This is a genomic window from Streptomyces sp. 1222.5 (genome assembly GCF_900105245.1).
Lineage (GTDB): Bacteria > Actinomycetota > Actinomycetes > Streptomycetales > Streptomycetaceae > Streptomyces > Streptomyces albidocamelliae.
This window is the reverse complement of sequence record NZ_FNSZ01000001.1, coordinates 3921021-3940404: the sequence shown is the minus strand read 5'-3', so window position 1 is coordinate 3940404 and position 19384 is coordinate 3921021. Positions and strand designations below refer to the sequence as shown.

Below are 19384 nucleotides of genomic sequence, written 5' to 3'. Positions count from 1 at the left end.
CGCTCAGTCCGCCAGGTCCACCCGCACCGTCAGCAGGTCCGTGCCGAACGCCCGTACCGCCGCGCTGTTGAACCGGGGCAGGGCGCGCAGCCGGGCCCGGGCGTCGTCCTCGGGCAGGAGGTGGGCGGTGCCCCGGTGCCAGCGGCCGGCGATACGGACGCGGACCTCCGGGTCTGCCTGGATGTTGCGCACGTACTGCGACTTCGGGCCGAACTCCGACACCAGCCAGAAGGAGTCGCCGACCCGGCGCCCGCCGACCGGAGTCCGCCGGGGCAGCCCGGAGGTGCGGCCGGTGGTCTCCAGGAGCGTCTGGAACGGCAGGCGCCGGTTGACCGGGTTGGCGAGGTACCGCTGGAAGCGGGTCACGATGCGGTGCTTGCGCTCGGCACGGCCTGGCATGTCGGTGGCTCCCCTTGCTCTCCGCGGGCGGACCCCGGGCCCGTCGCGGGCACCGGCGGCGGCCCGCGCGGATGCTGTGTCGGCCCGGTGCGGGGCCTGTGATGCGTGGACGTTCGTACGAAAGACGCGTGTTAGCCTCCCCCGCAGCCATGATCTATCGCAACGGGGGAGCGTGATGGGCGCGTCTTCGGACGGCTACACGGTCAGGTCCGGCATGTCCGGGCAGGCGAAGGAACTGGACGGGGCGGGCGACGACGCGGGACACATCCGCGAGGCGGTCAGCCCCGCCATGTGCTACACCGACGACGCGCTGGGCGGCTCCGAGCCGGCGGCGGCGTTCAACGCCTTCGCCGCGGCCTGGGAGACCGACGCGGCCACGCTGGAGTCGGCGCTGCACGAACTCGCGGGCAAGGTCCGCCTCGCCAAGGGCGCGTACACGGGCGGCGACCACGCCGTCGGCACCCGGGCCGAGGCGGTACGGGTGGGCGCCGACGGACTCACGACGATGCCGGCGCCCGCCGGGAACGACGTCACCACGATGCCGGCGCACGCCGGCCGGCCGTCGGCCCTGGCGCGGTACTGAGGACGGATCGATGACCGGATTCTTCGGGCTGCCCCTGCTGCCCACGGACACCCCCGCCGGCCGCCGCTCCTGGCTGGCCGGGCTGTGCGAGAGCATTCCCAAAGCCGGGTCCAAGAACGATCTGCTCGACCAGATCGACGGCGCGCTGTTCGCCTGCGCGCCGGTGGGCGACACGGCGACGCTGGAATCGCTGGGCAAGCGCTACCGGGGCCAGGTCGACAAGGCCGGGGACGTGCACGACCGCGTGCACAAGGTGGCCCGCAAGGGGCTGCCGGAGGTGTGGGTGGGTGACACCAGCGTCCTCGCCTCCGACGCGGTGGGTGCCGCGGGCCGGGCGGCGACGAAGATGGCCGAGGCGTTCGAGGGCGGCGCCAAGGCGCTGATCGCGCTGGCCGACGCGCTCACGGACGCGCAGAAGCAGGACACCGAGGGCCGCTCCCGGATGCGGCAGGCGAAGCAGCAGCTCGGTGGCAAGGACGGTTTCCTCGACCGGATGATCGAGACGGACGAGGAGAAGAAGGCCCTCGCGTCGGCCCGTTCCGTCGCCGCCGCCGGGGTCGACCTGATGCACAAGGCGGCCGTCGCCGCGGACGACGCCGTCCGTGCGGCGACCCGCGATCTGAACAAGTGGGCGGCCGAGGCCCGTGCCGGGAAGATACACACCGGTGAACTGTCCGCGGTGGACCGGCTGATGCTCGCCGACTCCAGTGGCCCGGCCGGTGCCGCTGACTACAACGAGATCCTCACCGCGGGCGACCTGGAACGCTCGGGCCGGGCCATGGACAGGCTTTCGGCGGCCGACCGGACCCGGATGGAGACCCTGCTGGCGCACGCGTCGTCCCCGCAGGAGAAGGCGTACCTGATGAAGGCCCTCGCCGCGGGCCACGGCGTCGACGACATCGCGGCGTTCGACGGGAAGATCCACGGCAAGGACCCGGCGTGGCTGCAGCAGCACCTGTCGCCGATCGTCACCAAGGGGGACAGCCTCAAGGACGAGGGCACCGACCCGGGCAACGGCGCCAACGTCAACACCGACCTGCAGAGTTTCGGCACGCAGCAGTGGTCCCAGGGCGGCGACGGCAGTGAGGGCACCTGTGTCGCCTCGTCCACCGTCACCGCCCGCGCCATGGTCGACCCGGTGTACGCCCTCTCGCTCACCGGCGGGCCGACGGGTCAGGAGAACGACCCGGCCGCCTTCCGGCGCCGCCTGGTGGACGAGCAGCACCGGGTGCACGAGGAGGGCCACGGCGGCGCCAACTACAACGGCATGGGCCAGGACGGCAAGACCGAGGTCGTCAACAAGGAGATCAGCCCCGAGACCGGGAGCTCGTACGAACTGCACGAGGTCCGGGACGCGGACGCCCGGCGCAACATCCTGCCGGACATCGAGAAGGCGGTGGCGGAGGGCAGGCCGGTGCCGATCGGCGTCGAGGGCTACGACGCCAAGGGCGAACGCTCCGGCCACGCCATGATGATCGTCGGCCAGGAGGGCGACAAGCTGGAGATCTACAACCCGTGGGGCCAGACCACATGGGTCAGCGAGAACGACTTCGTCAACGGCGGCATGGCGAAGGCCAGCAACAGCCGGCTGCCCGACGCGTACGCCGTCCACCTGCCCCAGGACTGACGGACCAGGACCGAGAGACCCAGGAACACCGATCGACCATGACCGCACGCCCCTCTCTTCTCGGCTCCGCCGCCCTCGTCTGCCTGCTCGCCCTCACCGGCTGCGGCGGCGGAGGCGGGACCGGCACGCCCGCCGCGAGCACCCCTGCCATCAGCACCCCCGCGCCCACGACGCCGGCCACGGGCACCCCGTCCACGGGCACCCCCTCCACCCGGTACGGCCCGCGGGACCGGACCATCACCGCCGCGCCGGGGGAGGCGATCACCCTCACCGTCCCGTCCGCCGCGACCCTCGGCCAGAACTGGTACCTCGCCGACCCCCGGCCGGACGCGGCCGTGCTGAGGTTCCGGGGCGACCGGAGTTCCGGGGACGGCGGTGACGCCGACGGCGGCACGGGCGGCAGCCAGTCCTTCGAGTTCTCCGCGGTCGCCGAGGGCAGGACGACCGTACGGCTGCTCTACTGCCCCCTGCACACGTGCACCGGACCCGGCCCCGACGACCGGTCCACCCTGGGGCCAACGCCCGACGGCACGGCGTCCCCGTCGCCGTACCCGACCGCCACCGGCACCCCGGACTCCCGCGCCGCCTACTACGTCTTCACGATCACCGTCCGCTGACCCGGACCGGAACCGAGGCCCTCATGTCCCCAGCTCCCGAAAGCCGCAGCGACGACGAGGTGCTGGCCGGCACGGACGTCACCATGCTGCTCCGTTACGGCCTGACCGAGGAGGCGTTCCGGACGGCCCTGTTCGGCGACGGCGCGATCGCCGCCGCGGTCACCCTCGACCGGCTCGGCGTGCTGCCCCGCTCGCTGGTCTTCGTCGCGGAGATCGTCCGCTCCGGCGGCCTCGCCTACGCCGCCGGGCTGCCCGAGCCGCTGCCGTCCCCCGAGCCGGCGGCCGTGCTGCGCGACTGGCTGAGCGGTGCGGCGCAGACCGCCACCGGCCCGGAGGCCGAGACGCGGGCCGCCCGCTGGCTGGAGGCGGTCGCCGAGATCGTCGCCCTGCGCCGGTCGGCCCGGGGCGGTCCCGCCTAGGCGTCCGCGTCGGCCAGCCAGTTGCCGTGGAAGCCGAACGGCACCCGGGCGGGCAGGTGGACCGTGGCGACCGGGGGCGCCGCTAGATCACCGGCGTCCAGGACCACCAGGTCGCTGCGGTCGGTGGCAGCGTCGTGCACGTACGTCAGCAGCCAGCCGGGTCCGCCGGGCGTCCCGTCGGCGGGGGCGAACGCCGCCTCCCCGGGGGTGCGGCCGGGACCGAAGTCGTGGGCGGTGGCGGCCCCGGTGGCCAGGTCGTAGCGGACCAGTGCGGTGCCGCTCGTCATGTGGCCGTGGCCGGAGTCGAGCCCGGTGAGCCGGTCGTCGACGCGCGGGAACTCGCCGGGCCGGTCGTCGACCTGCTCCTCGCGGACCGTGCCGCGGGCCGGGTCGACGGTCCACTTCCACAGCACGGCCTGCTGCGGGCCGGTACGGCCGTCGGCGGTGCGCCGCCACATCTCCGGGTAGCGCATCACGTGCAGGACGAGGGTGCCGTCCGGGACGTCGTGGGCGTTGACGACGTGGAAGACGTAGCAGGGGTCGACGGGGAACCAGTGGACCTCGCCGTGGGGGTCGTCGCGGCGCAGCACGCCGAGCCGGGCGCCGTACCCGTCGTCCCAGCTGTACGGCATCGTCCCGCCGGTCAGGGCGAGTTCGACGTCGAAGACGACCGGCAGGTCCATGAAGACGACGTGCCCGGCGGTGAGGGCGAAGTCGTGCAGCATGGTCGGCCCGGGCACCTCGACGGGCCGGCTGACGGTGAGCTCGCCCGCCGCGTCGGCCCGGTGGTAGGTCAGGTGGGTGGGCTCGACCATGCCGTAACCGAAGAAGTGCAGCTCGCCGGTGGCGGGACAGGTCTTTGGGTGGGCGGTCATCGCGGTCGACAGCCGCCCGTCGAAGTCGTACGGGCCCACGGTGTCGAGGCCGCGGGTCAGCTCGTAGGGCAGAGCGGTCTCGACCAGGGCGAGGGTGCGGCCGGCGTGCCGGACGACGTGGGTGTTGGCCGGGCCGGCCGTGAGGTCCCGGCGGCCCTGGCCGTCGTACATCCGGGCGTCGTCGGTGAAGCGGGTGGTGCGCACCCAGCGGTTGCGGTACGAGACGGCCCGGCCGCCCTCCAGGCGCACGCCGTGGACCATGCCGTCACCGAAGAACCAGTGGCCGGAGGCGGCGTCCGCCGGGTTCGGGCCGTTGCGCAGGTACCAGCCGGCCAGCTCGGGCGGGACCGTGCCGGTCACCGGCAGGTCGCGCGCGGTGAGTTCCTCGGTGACCGGGGCGTAGTTGCCGTTGAGGTGCTTCGGGGCGGCGGTCACCGGGCCACCTGCCCGGCGGCCCGGGCCTTCGCCTGGACGTGGGCGACGTAGCGGACGGTGAAGACCATCGGGACGGCGAAGCCGGCGATCTGCACGAGGGTGGCCGGCGTGGAGTGGGCGTCCCCGGCGTGGGCCAGCAGGGCGAGGACGGCGGCGGTCAGGGCGAACGCGGCGGTCCACACGGCGGTGATGACCGCGTTGGTCCGGATGAACGGCTTCAGGCCCCAGTACTCGCGCGGAGTGGTGCGCTTGGCGATGCCCAGGGTGAACGGCCGGCCGATGGCCAGGGAGACACCGGCGATGACGGCGAGCGAGCCCGAGGAGAGGGCGGCCGAGTAGCCGTGCACACCCGAGTGCGGGTCGGCGAACGCGACGGCGGCGAGGACGGCGAAGAAGACCGCCGAACCCGTCTCGATGATCAGCGCGTCGAAGCCGGCACCCGACCGCTTCTCCACGGCGATGAGCGCGACGGCGGCCACCAGGGCGGCCAGGGCGCCCCACTGCCAGTCCCGCGAGGGGATGACGGCGAAGACGATCCACGGCAAGAACGTGCGCAGGTACGACATGAGATCCCCCGGACGGTCGGAAGCGGTCGGTGTTCCGGTCTGCGGTGTGACTGTATTCCTTGTTCGACATGTCAAAACTAGAAGGTCGGCTCTCGACATGTCAATAGTGGAAGGTAAAGTGGAGGTATGAGCCTCAGACACGCACTGCTCGGCCTGCTCTCGGAACGTCCCGCCAGCGGCTACGACCTGCTGAAGACGTTCGAGACCTCGCTGGCCAACGTCTGGCCGGCGACCCAGAGCCAGATCTACACCGAGCTGACCAGACTGGCGGGCTCCGGGCTGATCACGGTGGCCGCCGAAGGCCCGCGCGGACGCAAGGAGTACCGGATCACCGACGAGGGCACGGCGGAGCTGCGCCACTGGCTCACCGAGGTCGCGCCCCAGCGCAACACCCGCAGCGACATCCTGCTGCGCGTCTTCTTCCTCGGCGTGCTCCGGCCCGACCAGGCGCACGCGTACCTCACCGAGCTGATCGCGATGTCCGAGGAGGGCCACGAGCGGCTGCGGCAGCTCCACGACTCCATCGACTGGGACGACGACAACCTCTCGGTCTACGGCCGGATCGCCCTGGAGTACGGGCTGCGCTTCAACGCGATGCGGCGCGATTGGGCCGAGTGGGCGGCGGACCAGATCAAGCAGCCGTGAGGAACACGGGGTTGGTGAACGCCGCCATCGCCCCGGGCAGCGGACCCGCCGCCGCCTCGTGCCGCAACTCCGCCCGCACGTAGGCGGCGTGGGCCGTGGTGGTGCGCCACTCGACCACACCGGCGCCGGAGACGGGCAGCGGGTCGCCGGTGAGCACCACGCCCTGGTCGGTCACCAGCCGCACGGAGCAGCGCGGGGCGCCGTGGACCTCCAGCCGTACCGTCACCGGGGCGCCGGCGGGGGCCGTCAGCCGCTCGCCGATCCCCGCACGTGCGCCCCCCTCGGCGGTCACGGTGAAGGCCAGGGAGACGGCCCGCGACTCGGCCACGTACGACCGCCCGGCCCGCAGGCCCTCGAGGATCGCCTCCCGGGTCAGATCCTCGGCCAGGACCACCGTCTGGGGGTGGCCGACCACGTCCGGGTCGCGATGGGCGTCACTGTCCCCCATGGCCGGCAGCCACGACCGGCCGGCGCGCGCCGAGGAGACCAGCCGGGCGTCCCAGGCGGCCAGGGTCACCTCGTCGTCGGGCGTCCACAGCCCGTTCCACACCTCGACGGCGTCCGCTTCCGCGAACCCGAACTTCCAGGCGCAGCCGACACAGTCGCCGTGCGGATGGGCCGGTACGGCCAGGCCGCCGGCGCGGCGGATCTCCCGGGCGAAGCGGGCCCAGCGGTGGTCCCGGGCCCGGTGGCGCCAGTCGACGAAGGTGCCCGGGTCGGTGCCGAGGGCCAGGACGTGACCGTTCCTGGTGGTGACCTCCTCGCCGAGCAGCACCAGCAGGTCGTCCCCGGCCGCGTCGGCCCAGTGGGCGTGCGCGGCCGTGGTGTTGTGGTCGGAGCTGTTGATGAAGTCCAGGCCGGCGGCGCGGGCCAGCGCCGCGATCTCGGCCGGGGTGCGTCGGCCGTCGGAGTGCCAGGAGTGCAGGTGGCAGTCGCCCCGGTACCAGTCGCGTCCCCGGCCGGCGGCCCGGGCGGGCGGATACGAGGGCGTCGGCGTCCGGCCGGGCTCGCCCTCGGTGAGCGTGACCGTCACCTCGTAGCGCAGCCCCTGGGGCGCGACCGTGTACGGGCCGAGGGCGATGTGCCAGGTGCCGGGGTTCAGCGGGCCGGGCAGATAGCCGGGCGTCGCCTCGTCGGCCCGCACCCGGAACTCCGTCCGGGCGCCGCCGGACCAGCCCCGGAAGCCGCGCCCGCCCAGCTCGGTGCCGCGTTCGTCGAAGAGCCCGATGTCGAGCGCGTTGCCGAGGGTGCCCGGCGGGACGGCGGGTCTGTCGTAGGTGTAGGAGACCTTCAACTCGGCCGTGCCGGGCGGGACTTCGAAGGGGAGGTAGACGTAGTCCGGTGCGCCGGGTGCGAGGGTGCCGCGCAGGGTGGTCACCGGTCCACGGTAGGCGCCCCGGTGACGGACGGGACAGGCCGACACCGAATGCCGACCAGTCGGTATGGACAGTTCCGGCCGCACCCGGTACAGATGGCCCATGCGTATCGCCGTCACGATCTTCCTCACGGACGAGACCATCACCCCCACCGCGCTCGCCCGCGAGCTCGAACAGCGCGGTTACGCCGGGCTCTACCTGCCCGAGCACACCCACATCCCCGTCGAACGGGCCACCCCCTACCCGGCCGGGGGCGAACTGCCGCCCGAGTACGGCCGTACCCTCGACCCCTTCGTGGCGCTCGGCCAGGCCGCGGCCGTCACCGAGCGCCTCGGCCTCGGCACCGGCGTCACCCTGGTCGCGCAGCACGACCCGATCGGCCTCGCCAAGCAGGTCGCCACCCTCGACCATCTGTCCGGCGGGCGCTTCACCCTCGGCCTCGGATTCGGCTGGAACGTGGAGGAAGCAGCCGACCACGGAGTGCGGTGGCGCACCCGGCGCGAGCTGGTCCGGGACCGGATGGCGCTGATGCGCGCGCTGTGGTCCGAGGAACCCCTCGCCCACGACGGCGAGTTCGCGAGCGTGCGGGCCAGCTTCGCCCACCCCAAACCGGCGCAGAAGCCGCGCGGCCCGGTCGTCGGGCCGCGCACGCTCGTCGGCGGAGCCGCCGGGCCCACGCTGTTCGCGCACATCGGCGAGTACGCCGACGGCTGGCTGCCGATCGGCGGCCGCGGACTGTCCGAATCGCTGCCGGTCCTGCGCGCGGCATGGACCGACGCGGGGCGCGACCCGGCCGCCCTCCAGGTCGTCCCGTACGCCGTCCTGCCCACCCCGGGCAAGCTCGCGCACTACGCCGGGCTGGGCATCGAGGAGGTCGTCCTCCAACTGCCCTCAGCCGGGGAGGCGGAGGTCCTGCGGGTGCTGGACGCGTACGCGGCCTTCCTGTGACCGGGCCGGCCGGCGCACGGCGCGGCGCGTGCCCGCGCGCGCCCCGCCCGTCCCGGCGGCACCCCCGACCTCGCTGAACAGTCCTTCCCCCTACGTATGCTCGAGAGATGACGACTTCCGCGACCTCCGGAACCGGCCCGACCGAGAACTCCATGCGTCGCGCCCTCAAACGTGCCCGGGACGGCGTCGCCCTCGACGTCGCCGAGGCCGCGGTGCTGCTCCAGGCGCGCGGCGAGGCCCTCACCGATCTCGCCGCGTCCGCCGCCCGGGTGCGGGACGCGGGACTCGACGCGGCGGGCAGGCCGGGCGTCATCACCTACTCGAAGAGCGTCTTCGTCCCCCTCACCCGGCTGTGCCGGGACAAGTGCCACTACTGCACCTTCGTCACCGTCCCCGGCAAGCTGCGCCGGGCGGGCCACGGGATGTTCATGTCCCCGGACGAGGTCCTCGACATCGCCCGCAAGGGCGCCGCGCTCGGCTGCAAGGAAGCCCTGATCACCCTCGGCGACAAGCCCGAGGACCGCTGGCCCGAGGCGCGCGAGTGGCTGGACGCGCACGGCTACGACGACACCATCGCCTACGTCCGCGCGATCTCCATCCGCGTCCTGGAGGAGACGGGCCTGCTGCCCCACCTCAACCCGGGCGTGCTGACCTGGACGGACTTCCAGCGTCTGAAGCCGGTGGCCCCCTCGATGGGCATGATGCTGGAGACGACCGCGACCCGGCTCTGGTCCGAGCCCGGCGGCCCGCACCACGGCTCCCCGGACAAGGAGCCGGCCGTGCGCCTGCGGGTGCTGGAGGACGCCGGCCGCTCCTCCGTCCCCTTCACCTCCGGTCTCCTCATCGGCATCGGGGAGACCTACGAGGAGCGCGCGGAGTCCGTGTTCGCGCTGCGGAAGGTGGCGCGGGCCCACCACGGCATCCAGGAACTGATCATCCAGAACTTCCGCGCCAAGCCGGACACGGCGATGCGCGGCATGCCGGACGCCGAACTCGACGACCTGGTCGCCACGGTGGCCGTCGCCCGGCACATCATGGGCCCGGGCGCCTGCCTCCAGGCCCCGCCGAACCTCGTGGCCGGCGAGTACGAGCGCCTGATCGGCGCCGGCATCGACGACTGGGGCGGGGTCTCCCCGCTCACCATCGACCACGTCAACCCCGAGCGCCCCTGGCCGCAGATCGATGAACTGGCCGCGAAGTCGGCGGCCGCGGGCTTCGAGCTGCGCGAACGCCTCTGCGTGTACCCGGAGTTCGTCCGCCGCGGCGAGCCCTGGCTGGACCCGCGGGTACGCCCGCACGTGGCCGCACTCGCCGACCCCGAGACCGGGCTGGCACTGCCCGGCGCCCTCCCGCGGGGTCTGCCGTGGCAGGAGCCGGAGGAGGCCTTCGTGCCGACCGGCCGCACGGACCTGCACCGCACCATCGACACCGAGGGCCGCACCCGCGACCGGCGCGACGACTTCGACGAGGTGTACGGCGACTGGGAGGCCCTGCGCGAGGCGGCGGTCCCCGGCATGGCACCGGAGCGCATCGACACGGACGTACGGCAGGCGCTGCGCACGGCGGCCGACGACCCGACCCGGCTGACCGACGCCGAGGCCCTGGCCCTGCTGCACGCGGACGGCCCGGCGCTGGACGCGCTGTGCCGGGTGGCGGACGACGTGCGCAGGACGGCGGTGGGCGACGACGTGACGTACATCGTCACGCGCAACATCAACTTCACCAACGTCTGCTACACCGGCTGCCGTTTCTGCGCCTTCGCCCAGCGCCGCACCGACGCGGACGCCTACACCCTGTCGCTGGAGCAGGTGGCGGACCGCGCCCGGCAGGCGTGGGACGTGGGCGCGGTCGAGGTCTGCATGCAGGGCGGCATCCACCCCGACCTGCCCGGCACGGCCTACTTCGACATCGCCAGGGCGGTCAAGGAGCGCGTCCCCGGCATGCACGTGCACGCCTTCTCGCCGATGGAGGTGGTGAACGGCGCGACCAGGACGGGGCTGTCCGTCCGCGAGTGGCTGACCGCCGCCAAGGAGGCCGGCCTGGACTCCGTGCCCGGCACGGCGGCGGAGATCCTGGACGACGAGGTCCGCTGGGTGCTGACCAAGGGCAAGCTGCCGGCGGCCACCTGGATCGAGGTGATCACGACGGCGCACGAACTGGGCATCCGCTCGTCGTCGACGATGATGTACGGCCACGTGGACCAGCCCCGCCACTGGCTCGGCCACCTGCGCACGCTCGCCGGGATCCAGCAGCGGACGGGCGGCTTCACGGAGTTCGTCACCCTCCCCTTCATCCACACCAACGCGCCGGTGTACCTGGCGGGCATCGCGCGCCCCGGCCCCTCGATGCGGGACAACCGCGCGGTGACCGCGATGGCCCGGCTGCTGCTGCACCCCTGGATCCCCAACATCCAGACGAGCTGGGTGAAACTGGGCACGGAGGGTGCGGCGGAGATGCTCCGCTCGGGCGCGAACGACGTCGGTGGGACCCTGATGGAGGAGACGATCTCCCGCATGGCGGGCTCCTCCTACGGCTCGTACAAGTCGGTCCGCGAGCTCGTCGCGGTCGCCGAGGCGGCCGGCCGGCCCGCCAGGCCGCGCACCACCCTCTACGGAGAGGTCCCCGAGGAACGGCGGCGGGCGGCCGAGGCGTCCGACGGGCACCTGCCGGATCTGCTGCCCGTCCTGGACTGAGTACGATGATCCGACCCCCGATCCCATGGGGGGACCCGTAGCGGAGGAGATGCGTACCCGTGGCTGCCCGACTGCCCTCGTGGGCCTGGGTCACCGGTCTGACGGCGGGAGCGACCGCGGCCGTGATCGCCCTTGCCGTCCAGGCGGACCACGGGCCGCATCCCACGGCCTCCTCGACGCCCAGGCCCAGCGCCACGGCGTCGGCGGGCGCCCACCCGTCCGCGAAGCCGAAGGCGCCGGCCGTACCCGCCCTGCCGGCCGGGTCCGGCACGGGCCGCCGGATCGTCTACTCGCTCGGCGAGAAGCGGGTGTGGCTGGTCGACGCGGGCGGCAAGGTCGCCCGCAGCTTCCCGGTGTGGCCGGGCACGGTGGCCCCGCGGCCCGGCAGCTACTCGATCACCCTGCGCACGCAGTCGCTCACGGGTTCGGACGGCATCGCGGTCGAGCACATCATGTACTTCAACAAGGTGTCGGGCGTGTCCATAGCCTTCTCCAACGCCCTCGACGGCGCCTCGCCGCCGCCCGCGAACGGCAAGAAGCTGGGCGCCGTCCGGCTGAACAAGCGGAACGGGTCCGCGCTGTGGGACTTCGGTGCCAAGGGGACGACGGTGGCGGTGGTCAGCTAGCGTCCCGGCGCACGGCGCCCGGCAGCTGGTTGACTATCAGCGCGACCCCGCTGAGCAGGAACACCCGGGTCGCCGCGTCCAGCCCGTTCCAGGTCTTCGACTGCCACATGGCGAACCACTCCCCGCCGACGGCGATGAACCCGGCGCCGAACAGCAGCACGAGCATCAGCAGACCGTAGGTGGACAGGCGCCGTGCGCGGTCGTGGTCCCGCCGCGCCCAGAACCAGGTGCCCCCGACGAGAACCAGCGCGGCCACGGTCTCCCACACGATGATCAGGACGTAGGCGGTGTCCTGGAGAGCGGTGCTCGTGACGGCCCGCCACATCAGGTCGTCGTCCTTGAACGTGGTGTCCATCGCGAGCACGTGCCGCACGAACTGCTGGTTCGTCCCGAAGTCGGTGATGTTCCCGAGGGCGACCAGGGCGATGTAGAGGGCGAGTATCCCGGTGAGGACGCCCGCGGCCAGCGGAAGGGCGGTACCGGAGGTGCGGCCGATGGGGGTGGTGGCGGTGGTGGGGGTGGTGGTCATGGCTGGATTCTCCCCGACGAACACCCGCTTCTCCCACGCGCATTGAGCCACAATCGGGCCGGTCCGGCCCGGCCGCGTGCGGCGACCGGAGCGTTCAGGGCCGGTCGGCAATGACCCGTCGGTGTCGGTTCGCCCGCTGAACTGACCGTTCCCGGTCGATTACAGTGCCTAGCGTCGTACGGGCGGGCGGTGTCGTGAGGAGATCTGGTGAGTGCGACGTCCGGCGCCGTGTGGGGCCGTGCCGAACAGCAGGACTTCCGCAGCAGGGTGCGTGGCACCCTGCTCGGGGTCGCCGTCGGTGATGCGCTGGGCGGTCCCGCCGACGCGCTGTCCCTGGAGGAGATCCGCTCGGCCTACGGTCCGGAGGGCCTGCTCGACCTCGCCTTCGGGCACGGGCGGCGCGGTACGGTCACCCACCACACCCAGCTCACCCTGTTCACCGTGGACGGGCTGATTCGCGCGCAGGTGCGCCGCGACACCGGCGCCTGGCACCCGCCGACCGATCTGCACCGGGCGTACCTGCGCTGGGCGGCCACGCAGCGGGACTGGGGACCCGACGAGCGCCGCAAGGACGACGGCTGGCTGGCGCGGGAGGAGTGGCTGTACGCCCGGCGTGAGCCGAGCCGCGCGCTGCTCATCGGTCTCGGCGACGAGACGATGGGCACGCTGGAGCAGCCCAAGAACCCCACGGAGCTCGGCCCGGAGGCCGTCGCCCGCTCGGGGCCCTTCGGTCTGCTGGTCGGCTGGGAGCCGCAGCTCGTCGTCCAGCTGGCCGTGGAGTGCGCGGCCCAGACGCACGGGCATCCCATCGCCAACCTGTCGGCGGGCGCGTACGCCGTGATCGTGCACGCGCTGGCCCGGGGCGAGAGCCTGGACGGTGCCGTGCAGCGGGCCCTCGCCCTTCTCGCCGTCCGCCCCGGGCACCAGCCCGTCTCCGACGCCCTCCAGCACGCCCTCGGCGCGGTGCGGCAGGGCATGCCCACCCCGACCCGGGTGGAGGAGCTGGCCGGGGACGGCACGGCGGACGGTCTGCTGGCCGCGTCCGTGTACTGCGCGCTGGTGGGGGAGGACGTACGGCACGGGCTGTGCCTCGCGGTGAACCAGAGCGGTCCCTCGGCCGCGGCCGGCGCCCTCACCGGCGGCCTGCTCGGCGCCCTGCACGGCGAGACGGCCCTCCCGCCGGCCTGGCTGGCCGAGCTGGAGGGCCGTCCGACCGTCCTGGAACTCGCCGACGACTTCGCGATGGAGATGACCCAGGGCCCGGCCCTGCACGGCCCGGCCGGCTCCTCCCCGGCCTGGCTGACCCGCTACCCCCGAGCCTGACCGTCCCCAGAAGCGCGGGGAACTGCGTGACCGGCCCCGACGCACCCGCACGGTCGATGCATCGGCAGGTGCGAGCGGCCCCCGTCGGCCGACGGTCCGGCGACTCCCCAGGGGCGCGGGGAACTGCGTGACTGGCTCCGACGCACCCGCACGGCCGATGCGTCGGCAGGTGCGAGCGGCCCCCGTCGGCCGACGGTCCGGTGATTCCCCAGGGGCGCGGGGAACTGCGTGACCAGCCCCCGCGCACCCGCGCCCGCGCCCCCGGCAGCAGTCCTACGACGCGTTCCCGCCGGGCGAGGACGCGGCAGCCGCGTCGTCGTCGGCACCCGCAGGCACCGGCACAGCCGGCGCAGCGCCCCCGTCCGTGTTGACCGTCTCGATGACGGCCAGGCGCTCCGGGGTGTCCTCCGGCTTGAGGTAGCCGATGAGGATGTACAGGACCAGCGAGACCGCGAGCGGCACCGAGACCTGGTACTGGAGCGGCACCCCGCCGTCGACGGCCCAGTTGATCGGGTAGTTGACCAGCCAGAAGGCCAGCAGGCCCGCCGCCCAGCTGGTCAGCGCCGCCGTGGGGCCGGAGCGGCGGAACGGGCGGAGCAGACCCAGCATCATCGGGATCGCGATCGGCCCCATGAGACCGGCCACCCACTTGATGACGACCGTGATGATGTCCTTGAAAGCGGGCGAGTTCACCTGCGTGGCCACCGCCATGGACAGCCCGAGGAAGACGACCGTGGTCACCCGGGCCGCGACCAGACCCGAACGCTCGCCCCACGCACGCGCCCTCGCCGACAGCACCGGCGCCACGTCACGGGTGAACACCGCCGCGATCGCGTTGGCGTCGGAGGAGCACATGGCCATGGTGTGAGAGAAGAAGCCGACGATGACCAGGCCCAGCAGGCCGTGCGGCAGCAACTGCTCGGTCATCAGCGCGTAGGAGTCCGAGCCGTCCGGCTTCTGCGCGTGGACCAGGAGCGGGGACATCCACATGGGGAAGAAGAGGACCACCGGCCAGACCAGCCACAGGATCGCCGACAGCCGCGCCGAGCGCTCGGCCTGGTGCGCGCTGCCCGTCGCCATGTAGCGCTGCGCCTGGTTGAGCATGCCGCCGTTGTACTCGAAGAGCTTGATGAAGAGGAACGCCAGCAGGAACACCGTCCCGTACGGCCCGACGAGCGGCTTGCCGTGGCCGTGCAGGGCGGGCTCGTCCCAGGCGCCGAAGAAGCCGATGTCCTTGTCGCTCAGCTTCAGCACGACCGCGACGAACATGGAGATGCCGGCCAGCAACTGGATGACGAACTGGCCGAGTTCGGTCAGCGCGTCCGCCCACAGACCGCCGATCGTGCAGTAGACGGCGGTGATCGCCCCGGTGATGAGGATGCCCTGGTTCAGGGACACCCCGGTGAACACCGACAACAGGGTCGCGATCGCCGCCCACTTGGCGCCCACGTCGACGATCTTCAGCAGCATGCCGGACCAGGCGAGCGCCTGCTGCGTGGGCAGGTTGTAGCGGTTCTTCAGATACTCCAGCGGAGAGGCCACGTGCAGCCGGGAGCGCAGCCGGTTGATCCGCGGCGCGAACAGCTTCGAGCCGATGGCGATGCCGAGCGCGATCGGGAACGACCAGGTGATGAAGGACGTGACGCCGTACGTGTAGGCGATGCCCGCGTACCCGGTGAACATCACCGCGCTGTAGCCCGACATGTGGTGCGAGATGCCGGAAAGCCACCAGGGCATCTTGCCGCCGGCCGTGAAGAAGTCGGAGACGTTGTCCACGCGCTTGTGCGACCAGACGCCGATCGCGACCATCACTCCGAAATAGCCGATCAGCACGGCCCAGTCGAGACCGTTCATGTGTCCCCTTCCAGGGTTCGCAGCCAGGGTCAGGCATGTGAACTCTGGTTTCGAACATGGACACAGGGCAAGGAAGGAGAAGGTCAAGAGCGCGTAAAATTGTTCGCCTAGATGACCTCTGTTCATCTATATGAACTCAACCGGCTCGCCAGGTCGGCTCAGTGCATCAGCTCACCCGCGTTGACCAGCAGCGACTGTCCCGTGATGGACCGCGCCCGGTCCGAGGCCAGGAACACCGCCGCGTCGGCCACGTCCCCGTCCGTCGCCAGCTCCGGCAGCGCCATGCGCTCCGTCAGCCGCGCCAGCACCTCGTCCTCCGGCACCCCCTCCGACTGCGCGGCGAACCGCACGTACGCCTGCACCGGCGGCCCCCACATCCACCCCGGCAGCACCGTGTTGACCCGGATCCGCTGCGGCCCCAGCTCCCGTGCCAGCGAGTACATCGCGCTGGTCAGCGCCCCCTTCGAGGCGGCGTACGCGGCCTGCTTCACCTGCGAGGGCGCGGCGACGGCCGACTGCGTCCCGATGAACACCACCGACCCGCCCCCGCCCGCCCTGAACGCCGGCAGACACGCCCGCGTCATCCGCAGCGTCCCCAGCAGGTTCACGTCGATGACCGACCGCCAGGTCGCGAAGTCCGCGTCCTCGACCCCGCCGAAATAGGAGTCCCAGGCGGCCACGTGCACCACGGCGTCGATCGAGCCGAACCGCTCCCGGGCCAGCGCGGCCAGCGCCTCGCACTGCCCCTCGTCGGTGATGTCGGTCGTCCGGTACGCCGTGCGGCCGCCGTCCGGATCGATGTCGGCCGCGCTCTTGGCGAGGTTCGCCTCGGTGCGGGCGCCGAGCACCGCGTTGCCGCCGTCCCGTACGACGGCCGCGGCCACCTGGTGGCCGAGCCCGGCCCCGACGCCCGAGACGACGACGGTCTTGCCGGTGAGCAGGGACATCGGTGCCTCCCGGGGTATGGCGTTCTGTCTGACGGAGCGTCAGAGTATGGGCGACCGCGGGAGGACGGAAGGGGAACCGCATGAGCGAGGACACCCGAAGCGAGCTGTACGGAGAACTGGCCGCCGTGGGCCCGTACGGCGTCCGCCCGGGCCACGCCCTGATCACCATGGTCGAACCGCATCCCGGCCACGAGTACGCCTACAACCGCTGGTACGAGGACGACCACTACTACGCCGGCGCGATGGCCATGCCGTGGATGTACGCCGGCCGCCGCTGGGTCGCGACCCGGGAGCTGCAACTGCTGCGCTACCCGGAGAAGTCCGCGATCGCCCAGCCGGTCACCGCCGGCTGCTACCTCTCCACCTACTGGATCACCGCCGGCCGCTACGCCGACCACATGAAGTGGACGGTCGCCGTCAACCGGCGCCTCAACCGCGACGCCCGGGTCTACCAGGACCGCACCCACGTCTTCACGGCCTTCCAGGACCACGCGGCGACCGTCTACCGGGACGGCGCCGCGGGGCCCAGGGACGTCCACGCGCTCGACCACCCGTACTCCGGGCTGGTGCTCCAGGTCGTCGACACCGACTCCCCGCGGCAGCGGGCCGAGCTGCTGGAGTGGCTGGCCGCCCGGCACCTGCCGCGCCGGCTCGCGGGGTCCCCGTCCGCCATGGTCACCGTGTTCCGGCCGACACCGCTGCCGGGCGACCGCATGACCTATGTGAAGCAGGTGGAGGGCGTGGACACCCGCCTGACCCTGCTGTGGTTCCTGGAGAAGGACCCGCGGGAGTGCTGGACGGACCACTTCACGGGCCTGGACGCGGACGTCGCGGGCTCGGGACTGGGGCGGGTGGAGCTGGTGGCCCCCTTCGTCCCGACGGTGCCGGGCACGGACCGCTACGTGACGGAGCTGCGCGGCACGGACTAGCTACTTCAGCTCGTCGGGGCAGGGGGTGCCGCGGGGCAGCTGGTAGGGCGCCGCCAGGTGGTAGGTGCCGGCCCGCGGGGCGAGCAGCGCCGTCCACTTGTCCCCGTTGGCGTCCTCCGGCGTCTCCATCAGACATCCGTTGACGTTGTCGTACGTCTTCGGCATGCCCTGCTCCCGGTGCCTGGACGACTCCGTCTCCTGCGGCGGCTTCAGGCTCTTGCCCTGCTCGTCGACGACGCTCAGCCACGGCGAGTAGGGGATCCGGATCAGGATCCGCCCGGCCTTGCGCACCTCCAGCGTCATCTCCCCCTGCTCCGCCCGGTCGACCACGGCGTTGGGCTCGGCGAGCGGCGCCGGGTCGGTCACCTGGAACAGCTGCCAGTTGGCGTCGCCCCACACCTGCTTCAGGTACGGCATCCCCCGCTGCAGCAGCTGCACCTCGCGCACACCGCCGTCGCCGTCGGGGTTGTCCTTGGGAAGCACCACGTAGTGGACGGCCCAGCGCTGGAGCCACTCGTGGTAGTTCGCCGAGTTGAGGGTGTCGTCGTAGAAGAGCGGGTTGCGCTCCATGTCGGCCTGACGGTTCCAGCCGCGGGCCAGGTTGACGTACGGCGCGAGCGCGGACGCCTCGCGGTGCGAGCGCGCCGGGACCACCTCGACGCGGCCCTTCTCGGCGCCGTTCTTCTGGAGCTCGTTGACCAGCGGGGCCAGCTCGCGGGCCCAGGAGGCGGCCGGGGTGGTGTGGATGATGTCGTCGACCGTCTTGAAGCCGATCCAGCCGACGAAGCCCAGGAACGCCAGCACGGTCACGTACCACTTGCGCGACTTCGGCACGGTGTACGGCAGTGCCGCGATCAGTGCCGCACCCGCGAAGAGCATCGGCAGCCGCGAGATGTTCGACCCGATCTGCGAGCTGATCAGCCACACCAGGACGACACCGAGGCTGTAGACGGCGGCCGTCAGCCGGACGGTCAGCCACTCCTTGGGCACCAGGAACAGGCAGAGCAGGCCGTAGAGCAGCGGCAGGATCACCGAGCCGATCGTCATCGGCTGGGTGCCGGAGAACGGGAACAGCCAGGCCGAGACCCCGACCACGGCCGCCGGCGCGAGACCCAGCGCCCAGGCGCCCGGCCGCCGCTTCTGCAGGAACAGCGCGACCGCGACCAGACCCACGAACAGCCCCGCGACCGGCGACGCCATCGTGGCGAGCCCGGCCAGCGGGGCGGCGACCAGCGCCTTCGCCCAGCGTTTGTACCGCCACCGGTACGGCCAGCAGTGCACGGCGGCGACCGCGCCGAGCGCGAACATCGTGCCGAGCCCGAAGGTCACGCGCCCGGATATCGCGTTGCACAGGAACGCGAAGACCCCGGCGAACGAGACCCACAGCGGGTTCCGCACCGCCCGGCTGCGTATCAGGATCAGCGTCAGCAGGCCCGCCGACACGGTCCCGGCGAGCATCATCGTCGTACGGACGCCGAGGACCGACATCAGGTACGGCGAGACCACGCTGTAGGACACCGGGTGCATGCCCCCGTACCAGGCGAGGTTGTACGCCGAGTCCGGGTGCCGGCCGACGAACTCGGCCCAGGCGTCCTGGGCCGCGAGGTCGCCGCCGCTGTTGGCGAAGGTGAAGAACCAGACGATGTGCAGCACGCCCGCGAGTGCGGTGACGGAGAGCACGGGGTGCAGCAGCAGCCGCTGACGAACGGGTTCCAGGGAGGCGAGAAGACGCGCGCGTCCGCCGGGCCGGTGCGCTGCCGCACGGTCGTCGTGATGACCGTGCGTGCTGCCCACCCTGTCCCGGTCCGGTGTGGACACACGTATTCGCGGGCCGGCTCCCGGGCCCGGATCGGCGTCGTCGGCGCGTGTCGGCTCCGCTGTGGCCACCTGAAGGCTCCCCGTTCCCGTCTTCTTTTCTCGGCCGTTTCCCTCAGTGTTCCCGGCCGCTTCTCGTCCAGTTCCCGGCCTTGTCCCCCTGACCGGCTAGCTGCCC

Annotated in this window: 18 protein-coding genes; 10 read left to right on the top strand and 8 right to left on the bottom strand. The window is 72.5% G+C overall.

Annotation, left to right across the window (positions count from 1 at the left end):
* Positions 1 to 3 precede the first annotated feature (3 nt).
* A complete protein-coding gene (locus BLW57_RS17555) occupies positions 4 to 399 on the bottom strand; it encodes a nitroreductase/quinone reductase family protein (RefSeq protein ID WP_093475681.1) in 396 nt (131 codons plus the stop codon).
* A 175-nt stretch (positions 400 to 574) separates the two neighbouring features.
* Between BLW57_RS17555 and BLW57_RS17550 the strand changes: the two genes are divergently transcribed.
* Genes BLW57_RS17550 through BLW57_RS17535 form a run of 4 tightly spaced genes read left to right on the top strand, consistent with a single transcriptional unit; the run spans position 575 to position 3645 of the window.
* Entirely contained in the window at positions 575 to 982 is a 408-nt protein-coding gene (locus BLW57_RS17550) for a hypothetical protein (RefSeq protein ID WP_176985623.1), read from the top strand.
* 10 nt (positions 983 to 992) lie between these two features.
* Entirely contained in the window at positions 993 to 2609 is a 1617-nt protein-coding gene (locus BLW57_RS17545) for a peptidoglycan-binding protein (protein ID WP_093475680.1), read from the top strand.
* A gap of 38 nt (positions 2610 to 2647) precedes the next feature.
* Complete coding sequence (locus BLW57_RS17540) at positions 2648 to 3226, top strand: protease inhibitor I42 family protein (protein ID WP_093475678.1); 579 nt, start codon at positions 2648 to 2650, stop codon at positions 3224 to 3226.
* A 23-nt stretch (positions 3227 to 3249) separates the two neighbouring features.
* On the top strand, positions 3250 to 3645 hold the full coding sequence (locus BLW57_RS17535) for a hypothetical protein (protein WP_093475677.1): 396 nt from the start codon (positions 3250 to 3252) through the stop codon (positions 3643 to 3645).
* Here the strand turns inward: BLW57_RS17535 and BLW57_RS17530 are convergent.
* Together BLW57_RS17530 and BLW57_RS17525 are read right to left on the bottom strand one after the other, a co-directional pair.
* Complete coding sequence (locus BLW57_RS17530; RefSeq protein ID WP_093475675.1) at positions 3642 to 4955, bottom strand: carotenoid oxygenase family protein; 1314 nt, start codon at positions 4953 to 4955, stop codon at positions 3642 to 3644. The two genes, BLW57_RS17535 and BLW57_RS17530, sit on opposite strands and share 4 nt — an antisense overlap.
* Positions 4952 to 5521: a hypothetical protein gene (locus BLW57_RS17525; protein ID WP_093475674.1), complete on the bottom strand. Its 570-nt coding sequence runs from the start codon at positions 5519 to 5521 to the stop codon at positions 4952 to 4954. The genes BLW57_RS17530 and BLW57_RS17525 overlap by 4 nt, the downstream gene beginning before the upstream one ends.
* A gap of 126 nt (positions 5522 to 5647) precedes the next feature.
* Between BLW57_RS17525 and BLW57_RS17520 the strand changes: the two genes are divergently transcribed.
* The gene (locus BLW57_RS17520; RefSeq protein WP_093475672.1) at positions 5648 to 6166 is read left to right on the top strand and encodes a PadR family transcriptional regulator; all 519 of its coding nucleotides are present in this window, start codon (positions 5648 to 5650) and stop codon (positions 6164 to 6166) included.
* On the opposite strand, the gene BLW57_RS17515 is transcribed toward BLW57_RS17520, so the two are convergent.
* Positions 6153 to 7544, bottom strand: a complete 1392-nt coding sequence (locus tag BLW57_RS17515; RefSeq protein WP_093475671.1) for a CehA/McbA family metallohydrolase — start codon at positions 7542 to 7544, stop codon at positions 6153 to 6155. The genes BLW57_RS17520 and BLW57_RS17515 overlap by 14 nt on opposite strands.
* Before the next feature lie 100 nt (positions 7545 to 7644).
* On the opposite strand from BLW57_RS17515, the gene BLW57_RS17510 reads away from it, so the two are divergent.
* The 3 genes from BLW57_RS17510 to BLW57_RS17500 all read left to right on the top strand — a co-directional run bounded on the left by BLW57_RS17510 (position 7645) and on the right by BLW57_RS17500 (position 11809).
* Positions 7645 to 8490 carry an LLM class F420-dependent oxidoreductase gene (locus BLW57_RS17510; RefSeq protein WP_093475669.1) on the top strand — a complete coding sequence of 282 codons (846 nt, stop codon included), beginning with the start codon at positions 7645 to 7647 and terminating at the stop codon, positions 8488 to 8490.
* Between the two features lie 107 nt (positions 8491 to 8597).
* Positions 8598 to 11183 carry a bifunctional FO biosynthesis protein CofGH gene (locus tag BLW57_RS17505; RefSeq protein ID WP_093475668.1) on the top strand — a complete coding sequence of 862 codons (2586 nt, stop codon included), beginning with the start codon at positions 8598 to 8600 and terminating at the stop codon, positions 11181 to 11183.
* Between the two features lie 59 nt (positions 11184 to 11242).
* On the top strand, positions 11243 to 11809 hold the full coding sequence (locus BLW57_RS17500) for a hypothetical protein (RefSeq protein ID WP_093475666.1): 567 nt from the start codon (positions 11243 to 11245) through the stop codon (positions 11807 to 11809).
* Here the strand turns inward: BLW57_RS17500 and BLW57_RS17495 are convergent.
* The gene (locus BLW57_RS17495) at positions 11802 to 12338 is read right to left on the bottom strand and encodes a DUF2165 domain-containing protein (RefSeq protein ID WP_093475665.1); all 537 of its coding nucleotides are present in this window, start codon (positions 12336 to 12338) and stop codon (positions 11802 to 11804) included. The two genes, BLW57_RS17500 and BLW57_RS17495, sit on opposite strands and share 8 nt — an antisense overlap.
* Before the next feature lie 207 nt (positions 12339 to 12545).
* Here BLW57_RS17495 and BLW57_RS17490 point away from each other — a divergent pair, with 207 nt between their 5' ends.
* Positions 12546 to 13661, top strand: a complete 1116-nt coding sequence (locus tag BLW57_RS17490; RefSeq protein ID WP_093475663.1) for an ADP-ribosylglycohydrolase family protein — start codon at positions 12546 to 12548, stop codon at positions 13659 to 13661.
* Positions 13662 to 13934: 273 nt separating this feature from the next.
* Here the strand turns inward: BLW57_RS17490 and BLW57_RS17485 are convergent, their stop codons facing one another.
* Together BLW57_RS17485 and BLW57_RS17480 are read right to left on the bottom strand one after the other, a co-directional pair.
* The gene (locus BLW57_RS17485) at positions 13935 to 15515 is read right to left on the bottom strand and encodes a sodium:solute symporter family protein (protein WP_093475662.1); all 1581 of its coding nucleotides are present in this window, start codon (positions 15513 to 15515) and stop codon (positions 13935 to 13937) included.
* Positions 15516 to 15673: 158 nt separating this feature from the next.
* Positions 15674 to 16462, bottom strand: a complete 789-nt coding sequence (locus BLW57_RS17480) for an SDR family oxidoreductase (RefSeq protein ID WP_093475661.1) — start codon at positions 16460 to 16462, stop codon at positions 15674 to 15676.
* A gap of 80 nt (positions 16463 to 16542) precedes the next feature.
* Here BLW57_RS17480 and BLW57_RS17475 point away from each other — a divergent pair, with 80 nt between their 5' ends.
* Positions 16543 to 17391 carry a hypothetical protein gene (locus BLW57_RS17475; protein WP_093475659.1) on the top strand — a complete coding sequence of 283 codons (849 nt, stop codon included), beginning with the start codon at positions 16543 to 16545 and terminating at the stop codon, positions 17389 to 17391.
* On the opposite strand, the gene BLW57_RS17470 is transcribed toward BLW57_RS17475, so the two are convergent.
* Positions 17392 to 19278: a DUF2029 domain-containing protein gene (locus BLW57_RS17470; RefSeq protein WP_176985622.1), complete on the bottom strand. Its 1887-nt coding sequence runs from the start codon at positions 19276 to 19278 to the stop codon at positions 17392 to 17394.
* Positions 19279 to 19384 lie beyond the last annotated feature (106 nt).

Excerpts from the sequence above, each read along its gene's own strand:
- BLW57_RS17495 (WP_093475665.1), bottom strand. The coding sequence starts at position 12,338 with ATGACCACCACCCCCACCACCGCCACCACCCCCATCGGCCGCACCTCC.
- BLW57_RS17555 (WP_093475681.1), bottom strand. The coding sequence starts at position 399 with ATGCCAGGCCGTGCCGAGCGCAAGCACCGCATCGTGACCCGCTTCCAG.
- BLW57_RS17520 (WP_093475672.1), top strand. The coding sequence starts at position 5,648 with ATGAGCCTCAGACACGCACTGCTCGGCCTGCTCTCGGAACGTCCCGCC.
- BLW57_RS17485 (WP_093475662.1), bottom strand. The coding sequence starts at position 15,515 with ATGAACGGTCTCGACTGGGCCGTGCTGATCGGCTATTTCGGAGTGATG.
- BLW57_RS17475 (WP_093475659.1), top strand. The coding sequence starts at position 16,543 with ATGAGCGAGGACACCCGAAGCGAGCTGTACGGAGAACTGGCCGCCGTG.
- BLW57_RS17545 (WP_093475680.1), top strand. The coding sequence starts at position 993 with ATGACCGGATTCTTCGGGCTGCCCCTGCTGCCCACGGACACCCCCGCC.
- BLW57_RS17525 (WP_093475674.1), bottom strand. The coding sequence starts at position 5,521 with ATGTCGTACCTGCGCACGTTCTTGCCGTGGATCGTCTTCGCCGTCATC.
- BLW57_RS17510 (WP_093475669.1), top strand. The coding sequence starts at position 7,645 with ATGCGTATCGCCGTCACGATCTTCCTCACGGACGAGACCATCACCCCC.
- BLW57_RS17540 (WP_093475678.1), top strand. The coding sequence starts at position 2,648 with ATGACCGCACGCCCCTCTCTTCTCGGCTCCGCCGCCCTCGTCTGCCTG.
- BLW57_RS17505 (WP_093475668.1), top strand. The coding sequence starts at position 8,598 with ATGACGACTTCCGCGACCTCCGGAACCGGCCCGACCGAGAACTCCATG.
- BLW57_RS17480 (WP_093475661.1), bottom strand. The coding sequence starts at position 16,462 with ATGTCCCTGCTCACCGGCAAGACCGTCGTCGTCTCGGGCGTCGGGGCC.
- BLW57_RS17535 (WP_093475677.1), top strand. The coding sequence starts at position 3,250 with ATGTCCCCAGCTCCCGAAAGCCGCAGCGACGACGAGGTGCTGGCCGGC.
- BLW57_RS17550 (WP_176985623.1), top strand. The coding sequence starts at position 575 with ATGGGCGCGTCTTCGGACGGCTACACGGTCAGGTCCGGCATGTCCGGG.